The organism is Trueperella bernardiae (assembly GCF_001469025.1).
Lineage (GTDB): Bacteria > Actinomycetota > Actinomycetes > Actinomycetales > Actinomycetaceae > Trueperella > Trueperella bernardiae.
In genome coordinates, this window is record NZ_LNIZ01000008.1 from 65,365 (window position 1) to 80,035 (window position 14,671).

Sequence of the window (14,671 nt, forward strand, 5' to 3'; positions counted from 1 at the left end):
TTTTCCCGCTTTTGAGATCATCTGGGACCTTGGTCTAACGAACACTCGTCGTTTAGCTCGAATACTGGCATTGACAGCCGGAAATTCCGGCATTCTTTGTTCAGTTTTTGGGGGCGATGATGACTCAGACTCTCTCACCCGGCACGACCGCGCAGCCGCACGGCCCTTCGCGCCGCACATTCCTCAAGTGGTCCGGGGTCGCCGCGGGAGTTGCCGGCCTGGCGGCCACCACCACTAGCCTCGGCACGCCGAAGGTCGCGGCCGCAGACGCGGAGGGGATCGCCGACGCCGACCGCACCGTGTGGTCGGCCTGCACCGTCAACTGCGGCTCGCGTTGCCCGCTACGCCTGCAGGTCAAGGATGGCACCGTGGTCCGGGTCCTGCCGGACAACACCGGCACCGACGAGCTCGGCAACCAGCAGGTGCGCGCGTGTGTGCGCGGGCGCTCGATCCGCCAGCGCATCTACAACCCCGACCGTCTCAAGAAGCCGATGAAGCGCAAGGAAGGCACCAAGCGCGGCGAGGAGCAGTGGGAGGAAATCTCCTGGGATCAGGCGCTGACCGAGATCGCGGAGAAGATGAAGGACATCAAGAACCGCTACGGTAACGAGGCCTTCTACATCCAGTACGGCACCGGCACGCTCGGCGCGGTCATGTCCTGCTCGTGGCCCCCGAACAACACGCCGATGGCTCGCCTGCTCAACGCGTTCGGCGGCTACCTCGACCATTACTCGGATTACTCCACCACGGCCATCACGCAGGCCTATCCCTACTTCTACGGCACGTGGGTCAACTCCAATTCGTTCGACGACGTCGCCAACTCCAAGCTGCAGGTCATGTTCGGCAACAACCCGATCGAGACCCGCATGTCGGGCGGCGGGCACACGTTCGTCACCCAGAACATCAAGCGCGAGCACGGCGTGCGCACGATCATCATCGACCCGCGCTACTCGGAGACCTCCGTGGCGCTCGGAGATGAGTGGGTGCCGGTTCGCCCCGGTACCGACGCCGCGCTGATCGCCGGCATGATCTACGTAATGGTTGAGGAGAACCTGCACGACCAGGCGTTCCTCGACAAGTACTGCCTCGGCTTCGACGAGGACCACATGCCCGAGGGCGCCCCGAAGAACGCCTCCTACCGCGCCTACCTTGAGGGTAAGGGCGCGGACGGGGTCGCGAAGACCCCCGAGTGGGCCTCTGACATCTGCGGCGTCCCGGCAGCCGACATCCGGCGCCTGGCCCGCGAAATCGCCAACGCCAAGCCCGCCGCGATCACCCAGGGCTGGGGGCCGCAGCGCCACGCGAACGGCGAGAACACCGCCCGCGCGATCTTCCTCCTCGCCTGCGTGACCGGCAACCCCGGCATCCCCGGCGGCGGCACGGGCGCGCGCGAGGGTGCGAGGGGCCTGGGGGTCGGCACGTCGTTCTACTCGGAGTTCGTCAACCCCTCGAACAAGATCATCTCCTGCTTCTCCTGGCTCGATGCGATCGACCACGGCCCGGAGATGAATACGTTCAACGCGGGCGTGGGCGTCAAGCCCGAACCCGGGGTGCGCGGCTTGAAGATCCCGGTGGATGAGAACATGCAGCCCGAAAACACCTCGCTAGAGGTGCCGATCAAGGCGGTCTTCCAGTACGCGAGTAACTCGCTCGTCAACCAGACCGGTGACAACAACGAATCGGTGCGCATCCTCGAGGACGAGTCCAAGTGCGAGCTCATCGTCACCACGGACATCATGTACACGGTCTCGGCCCGCTACTCCGACTACGTGCTGCCCGGTACCTCCACCTCGGAGGAGTTCGACTACCACGCCGGTGCGAACGGCGGCCCCATGGCCTACGGCATCGTCTCCCAGCAGGCGATCGAGCCGATGTATGAGACGAAGTCGATCTTCGACATCTGCACCGAGCTCGCCGCGAAGCTGGACCTCGAGCAGGAGTTCACCGGCGGCAAGAGCCGCGAGGACTGGCTGCGTGAGGCGATCAACGGCTCACGCGAGGACGACCCGGCCCTGCCCACGTGGGACGAGTGGAAGGAGATGGGGATCTACCGCCGTAACGACGGCCCCGTCATCACCATGAAGGACTTCCGCGAGGACCCGGAGGCGAACCCGGTGCCCACACCGTCGGGCAAGATCGAGATCTACTCCGAGCGCCTGGCGAACCTGGCAAAGGCCTGGGAGTTCGGCGTCTTCCGCCCGGCCCTTGCCGGCGACGTCCTCACGCCGCTGCCCGAGTTCGTGGCCACCTGGGAGGGTGCGCTCGAGGCCCGCGAGAACGCTGATCACCCGCTGCAGGTGATCGGCCACCATTTCAAGGGCCGCACACACTCCAGCTACGGCAACGTCAACCTCCTCAAGGAGGCACACACCCAGACCGCGTGGCTCAACCCGATCGACGCCGAGGCGCGCGGGATCGCCAACGGGGACGCCGTCTACGTGTTCAACGAGCGCGGCACGGTCCAGCTGCGCGCGCTCGTCACGCCGAGGATCATCCCCGGCACCGTGTCGATCCCGCAGGGCGCGTGGTACAAGCCGCTGCCCTCGGCCGATTTCTCGCTACCGGCGGGGGCGAACGGGGAGCGGCCGGTCGACGTCGGCGGCTCGGTCAACACCCTCACCTCCCTCCACCCGACCCCGCTTGCCAAGGGCCTGCCCAGCCACACGGTGCTGGCACAGGTTGAGAAGGCGGAAAAGGGTGCGCTGGAGCGGATCGAGGCGGCCTACTACCAGCCCTATAACGCGGATACCGCGGGCGTGAGCAAGGAGGACTAATGAGCGAGATGCTAACCCAAGCGGGTGCCAACTACGGATTCTTCTTTGACCAGGAGCTCTGCACGGGCTGCAAGGCCTGCCAGATCGCCTGCAAGGACAAGCACGACCTGCCGATCGGCGTCAATTGGCGCCGCGTGGTGGAGTATTCGGGCGGCACATGGACGGCACAGGGCAACGCCCTCACCCAGAACGTGTTCACCTACTACACGTCGATCGCGTGCAACCACTGTGAGGACGCGATCTGCATGCAGGTCTGCCCCACCACGGCAATGAGCCGGCGCGAGGACGGCACGGTGTACGTCGATTCGTCCAAGTGCGTGGGCTGCCGCTACTGCGAGTGGGCCTGCGCCTATGGCGCCCCGCAGTTCAACGCGGCGCAAGGCCACATGTCCAAGTGCGACCTGTGCTACGACTACCGCTCCACCGGGCAAGACCCGGCGTGCGTGGCGGCCTGCCCATCGCGCGCGCTCGGCTGGGGCCCGATCGACGAGCTACGTAGCGAGCACGGCACGAACGACGCCGTCGCCCCGCTCCCCGACCCCTCGATCACCAAGCCGCGCCTGGTCATCCACCCACACAAGGACGCCCAGCCGTGGACCTCCACCGCCGGCTCGATCGCTAACCCGAAGGAGATCTGATGAATCTTCACGAACTGCCGATGATCATCTTCACGGTCATCGCCCAGATGTGCGTGGGCATGTTTATCATCCTGGGTCTTGTGCAGATGTGGCTCGCTGCCCGCACCGACGATCGCACGGCCGACCGGCTGACCACCCCGATCGTCTACCTCATCGGCCCGGTGATGGTGTTCGGCCTGGTCGCCTCCATGTTCCACATGAACGACGTCACCCACACCCTCAACGTGATCCGCAACGTGGCCACGTCATGGCTGAGCCGCGAGATCGTGTTCGGCGTGGGCTTTGCGGGCCTGGGCTTCGTGTTTGCCTTCATGCAATGGTTCAAGATCGCCTCGTTCCGGCTGCGCCAGGGCGTGGCGGCGCTGGCCGCGCTATTCGGCGTCGCGCTCATCGTGTCGATGTCGATGATCTACGCGAGCCTGCCCACCGTGCCCGCCTGGTACACGTGGGTGGTGCCGTTCCAGTTCTTCGCCACCGCGATCGTGCTGGGCAGCGCCGGGGTGACCATGGCGCTCGTGCTCATGACGCTCGTGCGTCAGCGGCCCGCTAAGGACGCGCCCGTGGAGGTGCCGGTGCGCAATACCACCGACCCCGCCGCCGGCAAGACCTGGAAGGAGACCCTCGGGTTCACCCCCAACAAGCGCGAGATCAACGCCGCGCCCACCGCCGAGGAGTGGCGTTGGACCGTGTCGATCATCCGGCTGTGTGCCGCGCTCGCCGCGCTGGCGGCCGTGGGCGTGCTCATCTCCTACGTCGTTCACCTGCAGAACCTCGCGATGCACCCCGAGCCGGCCGCGGCAATCTCCGCCGCCGCGTTCACGGGCGCGTTCTTCTGGACCCGGCTAATCCTGCTGGGCGTGGGCGCCGTGGCCGTCGGTTTCGTTGCCTACAAGATGGCCGACGACGCCGCCCTCGCTCGTCTCACACCCCTCGCGGCCTGGGTGACACTCGGGTTCGTGGTACTGCTCGCCGCCGAGTTCATGGGGCGCTCGCTCCACTATGACTCCCAGCAGCTGATCGGTATCGGATAAGGCTGAGCGGCCGCGCGCAGTCGGACGCTCGCCGAGCGGTCGTGAGTCGACTGGGCGGTCGTCGTCGGCAAAACGGCAAGACGTCAGCAGAGGTGCCCCCGGTTTTTCGCCGGGGGCACCGTGCGTTCGAAAACTGTCGGAGGGCGCTCGTAGGATGGAAGCATGAAGAAGCCACAGGCTACGGCCACAGATTTTTCGGACCCTTACCTGCACTTGGAGGACATCGATGCCTCGCTGGAGTGGGTGAGCGAACAGTCCGATCGCACCCTCGCCGAGTTTGACGGCGGGGCGTTTTCCGCGTACCGCGATGACGTCGCGGGCATTCTCTCTGCCACGGACAAGCTCGATACCGGCACCAAGCGCGGGGAATGGATTTACAACTTTTATACGGACGGGGATCACCCACGCGGCCTGTGGCGGCGCGCCCGGCTTGAGGAGTACCTGAGCAAGGAGCAGGCGGAGATCGCGTGGGAGGTGTTGCTCGACATCGGGGCGCTCGGCGAGGCCGAGGGCGAATCGTGGGTGTTCGGCGGGGCCTCGTTGCTCTACCCCAGTTATGACAGGGCGCTGATCACGATGTCGAAGGGCGGGTCGGATGCGAACGTCGTGCGGGAGTTTGACGTGGAGGCGCATGCCTTTGTGGAGGGCGGCTTTGAGAAGCCGGAGTCGAAGGGCTCAATGAGCTGGGTGGATCGGGACACGGTGGTGATCGGCGCGGACTTCGGACCGGGCACGCTGACCGACTCGGGCTACCCCAAGAGCGCCCGGCTGTGGCGGCGCGGGCAGGATTTGGCCAGCGCGCCCGTCATCATCGAGGGTGCTGCTACCGACGTGCTGTCGGGGGCGTACTTCGACCACACGCCGGGGCATGAGCGGCTGGTTGCCTTCCGCTACCCGGACTTCCGCAGCACGATCTCGTTTGTTGCAGACCTGGAGGGCGTGCTGGCCGGTGGTGGCGGCGCCGTGGTGGGGCCGGAGGGCGAGGCGCTCAGGGCGGGCCTGCCGAGTGCGCTGACGCAGGTCAACATGCCGCTGTCGGCCGAGGTCGGCTTCGTACGGGACTGGCTGCTGGCCACCCTCCGCCATGATTGGGAGCTCGATGGGGCCACCTTCCCTGCGGGGGCTGTGGTGGTGATGCCAGCATCGTCGATCACGGAGCCGCGGGCGCAGGACGTGCAAGTGCTGTACTCGCCCTCCCCCACGTCGTCGTTCCTGGACCTCACCGTCACCCGCACGGGCCTGGTGATGACCATCCTCGACAACGTCAAAACCAAGCTGTTCTTCTGTGCTGAGGGGCGGGCGGCCGCAGGCGTCGTCGAGCCGTGGCAGATCGCGGAAGTCACGCCGAAGGCGGCGGAGTTCGCCGCGGTGGGAATCGCGGCGGTGGATCGGCTGGAGTCGGACGAGGTGTGGCTGACGGTCGCGGGTTTCGTCACGCCCACCACGTTGTATATGGGTGAGATCGGGCGTGAGGAGCTGGCGGTGCGCAAGCTACGCTCGGCACCGGCGCGCTTTGAGGCCGCGGGGCTGGGGATCCGGCAGCTGTGGGCCACGTCGGCGGACGGCACGGAGATTCCCTACTTCGTGGTGGGGCCGGAGGAGGCGCTGAGGGGCGGGCGTCCCACCCGCACGTTGCTTGACGGGTACGGAGGGTTCGAGGTCTCGCGCCTGCCGTCCTACCTGGCCACCTACGGAAAGGTGTGGTTGGAGCGGGGCGGGGTGTACGTCGTCGCGAACATCCGTGGCGGCGGCGAATTCGGGCCGGCCTGGCATCAGGCGGCGCTCAAGGAGCGCCGTCACAAGGCGTATGAGGACTTCGCGGCGGTGGCGGCGGACCTGGTGGAGCGCGGCATCACCACGGTGGCGCAGCTCGCGGCGATCGGCGGCTCGAACGGCGGGTTGCTCATGGGCAACATGTACACCACGTACCCTCACCTGTTCGGGGCGATCGTGTGTCGGGTGCCGCTGCTGGACATGAAACGCTACTCGCACCTGCTGGCGGGGGCGTCATGGATGGGGGAATACGGCGATCCGGACACGGAGGACTGGGCCTACATGGAGCAGTACTCGGCCTACCACAACGTAGGCGAAGAGCCGCACCCGCCAATCCTGCTCACCACCTCCACGCGCGATGACCGGGTGCACCCGGGCCACGCCCGCAAGTTCCACGCGCTGCTGAGCGCCATGGGCCACGAATCGTGGCTATACGAAAACACCGAGGGCGGGCACGCGGGTGCCGCTGACATCGAACAGGTGGCGCTCATGACCGCCCTCATCTTCTCCTTCCTTGACCACAAGCTCGCCAAGTAGAGCACAAAACACCAATAGAGCGGAAAGACCATCATGATGAACGAAGATCGTATCGACGCCCTCGCGGCCGCCTTCCTCACCCTGGGGCGCCTGCACCTCGACGCGCCGGATGAGGCCACACTCGGCCAGTTGCGCCAGATGTACACCGAGTGGCCGCTGGCCGGCACAAAGTCGCCGCACACGGCGGCCGGCCTGCTCGACTGGGCCGAGTCGTTCGAGAAAGGGGAGAGCACCGACCAGCTGCGCTCGGACATCAACGCCCTCTACGGCCGTACGGCCACCGCGCTGGTACCGCCATTCGAATCAGTGCACCGCGGCAAGGACGGGCTGGTGTTCGACGAGGAGACGCTGCAGGTCCGCGCCGAATACCGCCAGCTGGGGCTCGAAGCCCCCTACCTGCACAAGGAGCCGGACGATCACGTGGGCCTCGAGTTCGACTTCGTAGCCCAGGGGCTCGTTCGCACGCTCGGTGCGCTCGAGGTCAGTGCGCTGACGGACGCGAACCGGTACATCGACGTCGTGGGCAGGTTCTACCGGGAGCACCTGGAGCTGTGGGCGCCGCAGATGCTCGCCGCCGCACGGGAGCACGCCGCCACGGCCTTCTACCGCGGGGTGCTGGCGCTCTCGCTCGGGGCGCTCGAAGAGCTCGGCGCGCTGCTGGCCGATCAGGAGTAGCAGCGATTTGTGGTGTGAAGGCGCGCGTCGGCGCGGCTGGCGTGGACTAGTGGGTGCGGGGAGGTCAGTGTGAACGAAACGGCGTGGCTGTTCGTCACCACCGGCATCGGGCTGGTGGTGACGGTGGCGGCGATCCTTGGCCTACAGCGATGGGCCGGTGTGAGGGCCGGGTGGCAGCCGATGGTGGCAACCATCCGAGCCGTGGTCCAGCTCGCGGTGCTCGCACTGGTGTTGCACGGGGTGTTCACGTATGCGTGGACAGCCGCGCTCATGCTGGCCGTGATGATGACCGTGGCCTCACTGACCGCCGGGAAGCGACTCCACGAGCTGCCCTATGGCAGGCGGGCGGCGGCGATCGGGATCGTCGCCGCCGCGGGTACCACCATCGCCCTGGTGTTCGGGGTGCGGATGATGGAGTTGACGGTCTCGAACTTCATTGCCATGAGTGGGATCATCACGGGCAATTCGATGTCGGCGGCCACGTTGACCGGGCGGCGCTTCCTTGCGAGCTCGCAGGCGCAACGCGGGGAGGTTGAGGGCTGGTTCGCGCTCGGGGCGCCGTCGAGCACGGCGTTTGGGCGGGTCAGCCGCACGGCGATCGAGGAGATGTTGCTACCCACAATCGACCAAACCAAGGCCACCGGCCTGGTGACCATGCCGGGCGCCTTCGTGGGCGCGCTAATCGGCGGGGCCTCGCCGCTGGAGGCCGCGCGCTTCCAGGTGGTGGTGCTGGTTTCCATCATGCTGGCGCAGACGATCTGCGGCATCATCGTCACGCGCGTGCTCTCGCGCGCCACGGTGATCGTCTCGGACGAGCAGCCGGCGGCTCCCACATCCGACCACAAGCGGGACAAGGCCACGCACGCGAAAGGCGAGGCGCCGAGGCAGGCCGATGCTGCCAACTCCGGGGCCGAGCCAGAGAAGTCCGGGGCCGAGTCGGACACCTCCGGGGCGTCCGTAGAGCCAGATTCCGGCGATTCCGACCCCGCCGGCCCTGCCGGCTCTCCTACGTCCGACACTCCCGAATCTCCCGAGCCGGCCGAGGCCGAGGGGGACGCGGAAGACGACGATCGTCGTCGTGCGGAGGACGCACTCCCGCGCCGGAAACGCAACCTGGGAAAGTAGCCCTTCCATCCGTCGTACTCGCCTGAATTCCGTGAATGATCATGCAAAAATAGAGGTATGAGCGAGATTATTGGCGTAGATGTTGGCGGCACGAAGATTGCTGCCGGTGTAGTCGACCAGCATGGCAACATCCTCAAGATGGCCCGCAAACCTACGGATACGCGCACGGCCGACTCCGTGGTTGCCACAATCCTAGAAGTGATTGAGGAGCTCGGCGCCCACGACGCCGACGCGATCGGCATCGGCGCTGCCGGCTTCATCGAGGAAGATCGCTCAACAGTCACGTTTGCGCCGAACGTCAACTGGCGAAACGAGCCGCTTGGCCAGCGTGTGGAGGAGGCGACCGGCCTACACACAGTGGTTGAGAACGACGCGAACGCGGCCGCCTGGGGCGAGTTCCGCTTCGGCGCGGCGCGAGAGTACAACTCGGCGGTGGTGGTCACGGTCGGCACCGGCATCGGCGGTGGCATCATTCTTGACGGCAAGCTGGTGCGCGGCTCGCGCGGGTTCGCGGGCGAGATCGGGCACATCAACATGGTCGAGGGTGGCATCCCGTGTGGCTGTGGCTTGCGCGGATGCTGGGAGGTTTACTCGTCGGGCGGTGCGCTGCTGCGTGCGGCACGCAAGATTGCCCGCCAGGATCGCGAGCGCTCCGCCGGCATGCTCGAGCTCGCCGCCGGGGACCCGGAGGCGATCACCGGCCTCATCATCACCGAGGCCGCACAGAAGGGCTGCAAGGGAGCGAACGACGCATTCGCCGAAATCGGCAAGTGGCTCGGCCAGGGCATGGCCGACCTGTCCGCGTTGCTCGACCCGGAGGTGTTCGTTCTGGCTGGCGGCGTGTCGGAGGCGGGCGGGGTCCTGCTTCGCCCGGCGCGTGAGGCCTTCCTTGAGCGCCTCACGGCCCGCGAGTACCGCCCCGAGCCCGCCGTGCTCCTGGCTTCCCTCGGCAACGACGCCGGCATTATCGGCGCGGCCGACCTGGCACGGGAGTAGTTCGGGCCGCGCGAGCGGGTGGGCTCGTGCGCATTTGAATTTCCTGGACGTTTTCGGGGCGATCTTCTATGTGGGAAGATCGCCCCGAAAACCTCCAATCTCTTTTAATCTCCGCGTGCAAGGGAGCCGATAATCCGGACTTCCATGGTTCCAGTATCAGTATGCGCCAACTGGTCACTGCCCCGAGCGCCGACACAACTCGTGAACCTAAGCCCTACCGGGCCCCTCTAGCAACCGGCAGCCAGCATATTCACGACTTCCGCCCACGCCTCGCCACGCTCGCCTTGCACTCTCACAGTCGTGCCAGTGTTGCCGCGAGCGCCTCCGCATCCTCGGGGGTGTCAACATCGATGCACCAGCCCTCGCGATCCTCGACCCGCGCCACGTCAAGCCCGCCGAACGCGCCCCGGATCGAACCGTGCCGCTCGAAGGTCAGCGCGCGCAGGGCACTCAGCCGGTACACGCCATGCAGGTATTGCGGCCAACCCTCGCAGTTCGCGGGAACCACACCGTCACACTCGACGCGTTCGAGCAACCACGGGTAGAGCCGCGGCGCGAGGGGAGCATCGCACGTGGCCAGCCCGACCACGGCGTCGTCGCCGAGATCTAGTTCGGCAAGGCCGGCGGCGACTCCCGGTAGGGGGCCGCCGCCGGGCGGATCCTCCAACGTGCGCACGACTCCCTCCGGGACTTTCACGCCGTCCGGCGCGATCACCACCGCTTTGCCTGAGAAGCCGATTCCGGCGAGCTCGTCAAAAAAGATGTCAAGCAAGCGCCGGCCGCCCACCACATAGTCAGGTTTGGAAGCACCCCCGAGGCGCGCCCCCGTTCCCCCAGCTTGAACGATGACTGCGGCTAGTTCCATACCCTCCAGCCTACCCGGCCGCCGGGCTATCGGCGCCACCCCCGACACAATTCGTGAACCTAAGACCCACCACGCGCCTATAGCAATCGCCAGCCGATATATTCACGACTTCCGTCGGCCAGGCCGGCCGGAACAGGTACCGGCGCCCGCGGGCACACAAATGGCGGGGAGCGCCCGCTCCCCGCCATTGCCATGCCTATGCGCTGAGGCGTACCCTAAGCCCTCGGTCTGTGAGTCTTAGTCCTCGTTCGGATCGGCCTCGGCATCGGCCTGAGTCTGGTGGACCGTGCCCGGTTCGTGGTCCGGCACCGCGTAGATGGTGTACAGCTTCAGCGGCTCGTCACCAATGTTGGTGACGTTGTGCCACACGCCGTCGGGCACGAAGATCGCGTCGTCATCCTCCACGATGCGCTCGAAATTGAGGTCATCCTCCGCGGGACCCATCTGGCATTTGCCCTTGCCCTGCTCGATGCGCAGGAACTGGTCAATGCCGTGGTGGACCTCCAGGCCGATGTCACCACCCACCGGGATGGACATCACGGTCATCTGGAGGTGCTTGCCGGTCCACATGGTGGTGCGGAAGGTGTCGTTATTGAGGGTCTCGCCCTCCATGTCGATCACCCATGGCTTCTTACCCTGATCGTCGTAAACGCCTGCGTACTGCATTGTGCCCTCCTTAAAGGCTTGATTGCTTCCATTATCCCGCAGGCGCCGCTCCCCGGCCGCGCACTTCGCTAGCAAAGTAATTAGGTGAGCCTAAGGCTTCCGCCGCCCGACTTCCCTCACGCCCATGACCCACACCAACGCCACCACCAGCAAAATCGCCCCCGAAAAAGCGTAGGCGAGCAGGTATCCGGAGTGATCGATCATCACCCCGGCGGCGATCGGCCCGAGGATCTGCCCCAGGTCCGAGGACTGCTGGAAGAAGGACACCACCTTCGACCCCGGCCGCTCCCCAATAATGTCGGCAACGGCTCCCTGCTGCGAGGGCTGGATCGCCCCGGACCCGAAGCCTCCCATGAACGACGCCACCAGGATCAGCGCCGCCGAATCCCACACGCCCATGAGCACGGTGAACACGCCCGAGATCGTCAGCCCGGCCACCACCAGGTACTTGCGCCCGTACAGGTCAGACAGGTAGCCGGACCTGGTGAGCGCGAGCCCGTTGCCCGCCGCGAACGCCATGAGCGCGGCGCCCGGCAGCCACGTCGGCGCGCCGGGGATCGCGGCCGCCAGCAGCGGCACCACCGCCACCCGCACCCCGAAGTTCGTCCATCCCTGCGCGAACGCGGTCAGTAGCACGATCTTAAACCGCCGCAGTTGCAGCGCTTCGGCGATCGTCATCGGCTCCGGCGCACGCACGTTTTCTCCGACGACGCCGTCGCCCGGCTCGCGCAACACATCCCCGGCTGCGTCCGCCGCGGCTCCCGCGAGCGCCGCCCGCGCCTCGCCCTCAGACCCGCCAGCCCCTCGCTGCCCTTCCCTCGGGATCAGCACGAACACGATCGTTGCCGCGATCAACAACAGGACCGCGTAGATGGCGAACGGCCAGCGAAACCCGAGCGGTGCGAGCACCCCGCCCACAGCCGGCCCTAGGATCGAACCGAGCAAGAACCCGGAGCCATACGCCGCCGAGGCCCGCCCCCGTGCATGCACCGGCGAAAGCTTGATGATGAGCGACATCGCCGCCACACTGAACATCACCGAGCCAACACCGCCCGCCGCCCGCACTACCAGCAACTGCCAGTAATTCTGCGCCAACGCACTCGCCGCCGAAGACGCTGCCACAATCACGATCCCCACCATGTACATCGACCGCTCGCCGAACCGGGCCGCGAGCGCACCAGACACCGGCGCAAAACTGAGCCGCATGAAAGCGAAGGCGGACACGACAACGGTGGCGAGCGTCGTCGTGACACCAAAGCTCTTTGCGAACTGGGGAAGGACGGGGGCCACAATGCCGTATCCAAGCGAGACGACCACCGCGGCCGCCACCAAAACCCAGATTTCGCGGGGAAGTTGAACGCGCTCACTCACTCCGCCTTTCTACCACCTACCCGGGTAGGGTCAAAGCCCGATGTGAAGACCGCCACCGCGCTGATAGAATAGGGCGGACGCTGAAAGGATATATGGATGCAGCCGTACGAAACCTTCGCTGAACCGCTGACCATCATGGCCGATGGCACAATCAAGCAGCTGAACCCATTTTCTGGGACGGAGGTGTGGACTGTACCTGGGCGCGGCAACCGCCCGCTCGGGATCAAGTATCCGGACCCGCAACCGCTCGACCCGGCACACGACGGCCTCCACTGCGCCTTTTGCACCCAGCGCGTGCTCGAGACCCCGCCGGAAAAGTCACGCCTGATCCGCAAGGGCGACGACGCCGAGATCGTCCAGACCGACTCCGTGGACATGCTGTCGAAGCAGTGGGAGTTTCGGCGGGTGCCGAACCTGTTCGAGATCCTGTCCTTCGACTATTGGGCCGCGAACTACGACTACAAGCTGTCGCCGGCGGCCCAGCGCCGGATGGACCACTACATTGCCGACCCGGCCGGGCGCGCGCACGTCATGCGCGTGCTACGCAACAAGTATTGCTCGAGCATGACCCCGGAAGAGTTTGAGGAGCTACCGGAGGCCGACAAGATCAAGGGCGCCTACTCCTTCTTCGGGGGCGGCCACGACCTCATCCTCAGCCGTCGCCACTTCGTGGACGGGGCGACGGACGACACGCAGCTTGCGGCGTCGGGAACACTGACCCCGCAAGAACACGAGTGGTACATGCGCATGACCGTGGAGGCGATGCGCGACCTGTATGAGACGAACCGGTACGTTCGCTACGTGCAGGTGTTCCAAAACTGGCTCAAGCCCGCAGGCGCGTCCTTCGACCACTTGCACAAGCAGCTCGTGGCGATCGACCAGCGCACGGTCAATGGCCGGATGGAAGTGGCGAAGGTTCGCCGAAATCCGAACCTGTACAACGAGGCCGGGGTCAACTACGCCAGCTACCACAACCTGGTGATCGCGGAGAACAAGCACGCGGTGGCGATCGCAGGCTTCGGCCACCGCTACCCCACGCTGGAGATCTGGTCGAAGTCGCCGCGAATCCAGCCGTGGGAGCACACGCGCGAGGAGCAGCGCGCCATGTCGGACCTGGTCCACGCAATGCACGCCGCCACCGGCGCGCACGTGCCCACCAACGAAGAGTGGTACACGAAGCCCATGGATTCCGACGTCAACATGCCGTGGCGGATCCTCCTCAAGTGGCGCGTGTCCACCCTGGCCGGCTTCGAGGGCGGCTCGAAGATCTACGTCAACACGATCGACCCGTGGACCTTGCGCGACCGCGTGGTCCCCCGTCTGCTCGAACTTCGCGCGGAGGGCAAGCTCGCCGGCGGCATCTCGGTGGCTACCGAATGCTCCTGCGAGGTCAACTGCCTCAAGTACAACCCGACGCTGTAGCCACCGGGGCGCCCGGCGTGGCATGGACCCAGGCTGCACCTGTAGCAGTGGGCCCGGTTCTGCCGAACCGGGCCCACTATTTCTTGCTACCGCGTGCTACCGCCTGCGCGCGTAGCGCAGGAACGTCACACCGAGTGCCATCGCTCCCGCAGCAACGACCATGAGCGGGACGTCTGCGCACCTGTCAGAGGCAGGGGCTTATCCGGCTTGGGTGTCGGCGTGGGAGTGGGCGTCGGGTCAGGCGTCGGGTCAGGCGTCGGGTCCAGCTCGGCCGTGTTCGTCACGATAACCGAGTAGTTCTCGCCAACCTTATCCACAGCCACCTCCGAGGTGAAGTCCTCCACCTCGTCCTCGGCATCCTTCCACACCTTCTTCACGGTGAGCTCGACCGGGGTGAGCACCACGAACTGGGCGGACGTGCGCATGCGCATCTTCGTATGGTCGGCGCGCCCCACGGCCTTGTTCACGACGACGTCTCTCGACTTCGCGTCCTTCAGCTCCGTCTTCACCGTGATGGTCTGGGTGTCGCTGTATGGGAAGTCGGCCTTCGTGACCACGCGGATCGCGGTCGCGTTCTCCTGCACGCCCTTGGTCCACATGTCCGAGGGCTCGCCGGTCTTGCCGTTCACCTTGGCGTTCGGGTCCTCATCGATCGTGAAGGCCTCGGCCGTCGTGCTGTAGACGGTCGCGCCTTCCCCTGCCTCGGCACCCTTCACTACCAGCGTGCCGCTGAACTTCGAGCCCTTGTCGTCGCCGTCGTAGGGCAGCACATCGATGACGTCGGTGACGGTCGACTTC

At 66.1% G+C, this 14,671-nt stretch carries 12 protein-coding genes; 8 read left to right on the forward strand and 4 right to left on the reverse strand.

Features of this window, described 5'->3' with window-relative positions; all coding sequences use genetic code 11:
- The first annotated feature begins 116 nt into the window (after positions 1 to 116).
- The 7 genes from AQZ59_RS07675 (at position 117) to AQZ59_RS07705 (ending at position 9,549) form a co-directional block, all read left to right on the forward strand.
- Complete coding sequence (locus AQZ59_RS07675) at positions 117 to 2,774, forward strand: DMSO/selenate family reductase complex A subunit (protein WP_236698695.1); 2,658 nt, start codon at positions 117 to 119, stop codon at positions 2,772 to 2,774.
- Positions 2,774 to 3,412 carry a DMSO/selenate family reductase complex B subunit gene (locus AQZ59_RS07680; RefSeq protein WP_062614081.1) on the forward strand — a complete coding sequence of 213 codons (639 nt, stop codon included), beginning with the start codon at positions 2,774 to 2,776 and terminating at the stop codon, positions 3,410 to 3,412. The genes AQZ59_RS07675 and AQZ59_RS07680 overlap by 1 nt, the downstream gene beginning before the upstream one ends.
- Positions 3,412 to 4,443 (forward strand): dimethyl sulfoxide reductase anchor subunit family protein, encoded by a 1,032-nt coding sequence (locus AQZ59_RS07685; RefSeq protein ID WP_062614082.1) that lies wholly within the window; start codon positions 3,412 to 3,414, stop codon positions 4,441 to 4,443. The genes AQZ59_RS07680 and AQZ59_RS07685 overlap by 1 nt, the downstream gene beginning before the upstream one ends.
- Before the next feature lie 162 nt (positions 4,444 to 4,605).
- The gene (locus AQZ59_RS07690) at positions 4,606 to 6,753 is read left to right on the forward strand and encodes a prolyl oligopeptidase family serine peptidase (protein WP_062614083.1); all 2,148 of its coding nucleotides are present in this window, start codon (positions 4,606 to 4,608) and stop codon (positions 6,751 to 6,753) included.
- A gap of 33 nt (positions 6,754 to 6,786) precedes the next feature.
- Positions 6,787 to 7,428: a TorD/DmsD family molecular chaperone gene (locus AQZ59_RS07695; protein WP_062614084.1), complete on the forward strand. Its 642-nt coding sequence runs from the start codon at positions 6,787 to 6,789 to the stop codon at positions 7,426 to 7,428.
- Between the two features lie 69 nt (positions 7,429 to 7,497).
- Positions 7,498 to 8,553: an ABC transporter permease gene (locus tag AQZ59_RS07700; RefSeq protein WP_070808065.1), complete on the forward strand. Its 1,056-nt coding sequence runs from the start codon at positions 7,498 to 7,500 to the stop codon at positions 8,551 to 8,553.
- A 57-nt stretch (positions 8,554 to 8,610) separates the two neighbouring features.
- The gene (locus AQZ59_RS07705) at positions 8,611 to 9,549 is read left to right on the forward strand and encodes an ROK family glucokinase (protein ID WP_062614085.1); all 939 of its coding nucleotides are present in this window, start codon (positions 8,611 to 8,613) and stop codon (positions 9,547 to 9,549) included.
- Between the two features lie 292 nt (positions 9,550 to 9,841).
- Here AQZ59_RS07705 and mobA read toward each other — a convergent pair whose 3' ends face one another.
- From mobA to AQZ59_RS07720, 3 genes are all read right to left on the reverse strand, one after another.
- The gene (mobA, locus tag AQZ59_RS07710) at positions 9,842 to 10,414 is read right to left on the reverse strand and encodes a molybdenum cofactor guanylyltransferase (RefSeq protein ID WP_062614086.1); all 573 of its coding nucleotides are present in this window, start codon (positions 10,412 to 10,414) and stop codon (positions 9,842 to 9,844) included.
- 237 nt (positions 10,415 to 10,651) lie between these two features.
- Positions 10,652 to 11,080 carry a cupin domain-containing protein gene (locus tag AQZ59_RS07715; protein ID WP_062614087.1) on the reverse strand — a complete coding sequence of 143 codons (429 nt, stop codon included), beginning with the start codon at positions 11,078 to 11,080 and terminating at the stop codon, positions 10,652 to 10,654.
- Between the two features lie 90 nt (positions 11,081 to 11,170).
- Positions 11,171 to 12,451, reverse strand: a complete 1,281-nt coding sequence (locus AQZ59_RS07720; protein WP_062614088.1) for an MFS transporter — start codon at positions 12,449 to 12,451, stop codon at positions 11,171 to 11,173.
- Between the two features lie 96 nt (positions 12,452 to 12,547).
- Between AQZ59_RS07720 and AQZ59_RS07725 the strand changes: the two genes are divergently transcribed.
- Positions 12,548 to 13,873: a DUF4921 family protein gene (locus AQZ59_RS07725; RefSeq protein ID WP_062614089.1), complete on the forward strand. Its 1,326-nt coding sequence runs from the start codon at positions 12,548 to 12,550 to the stop codon at positions 13,871 to 13,873.
- Between the two features lie 125 nt (positions 13,874 to 13,998).
- Here the strand turns inward: AQZ59_RS07725 and AQZ59_RS07730 are convergent, their stop codons facing one another.
- Positions 13,999 to 14,643, reverse strand: coding sequence for a hypothetical protein (locus AQZ59_RS07730; RefSeq protein ID WP_062614090.1), 645 nt, complete (start codon positions 14,641 to 14,643; stop codon positions 13,999 to 14,001).
- Between the last annotated feature and the right edge of the window lie 28 nt (positions 14,644 to 14,671).

What these genes read in the sequence shown, in the direction of transcription:
- AQZ59_RS07675 (WP_236698695.1), top strand. Translation starts at nt 117, where the DNA reads ATGATGACTCAGACTCTCTCACCCGGCACGACCGCGCAGCCGCACGGC.
- AQZ59_RS07680 (WP_062614081.1), top strand. Translation starts at nt 2,774, where the DNA reads ATGAGCGAGATGCTAACCCAAGCGGGTGCCAACTACGGATTCTTCTTT.
- AQZ59_RS07685 (WP_062614082.1), top strand. Translation starts at nt 3,412, where the DNA reads ATGAATCTTCACGAACTGCCGATGATCATCTTCACGGTCATCGCCCAG.
- AQZ59_RS07690 (WP_062614083.1), top strand. Translation starts at nt 4,606, where the DNA reads ATGAAGAAGCCACAGGCTACGGCCACAGATTTTTCGGACCCTTACCTG.
- AQZ59_RS07695 (WP_062614084.1), top strand. Translation starts at nt 6,787, where the DNA reads ATGATGAACGAAGATCGTATCGACGCCCTCGCGGCCGCCTTCCTCACC.
- AQZ59_RS07705 (WP_062614085.1), top strand. Translation starts at nt 8,611, where the DNA reads ATGAGCGAGATTATTGGCGTAGATGTTGGCGGCACGAAGATTGCTGCC.
- mobA (WP_062614086.1), bottom strand. Translation starts at nt 10,414, where the DNA reads ATGGAACTAGCCGCAGTCATCGTTCAAGCTGGGGGAACGGGGGCGCGC.
- AQZ59_RS07715 (WP_062614087.1), bottom strand. Translation starts at nt 11,080, where the DNA reads ATGCAGTACGCAGGCGTTTACGACGATCAGGGTAAGAAGCCATGGGTG.
- AQZ59_RS07725 (WP_062614089.1), top strand. Translation starts at nt 12,548, where the DNA reads ATGCAGCCGTACGAAACCTTCGCTGAACCGCTGACCATCATGGCCGAT.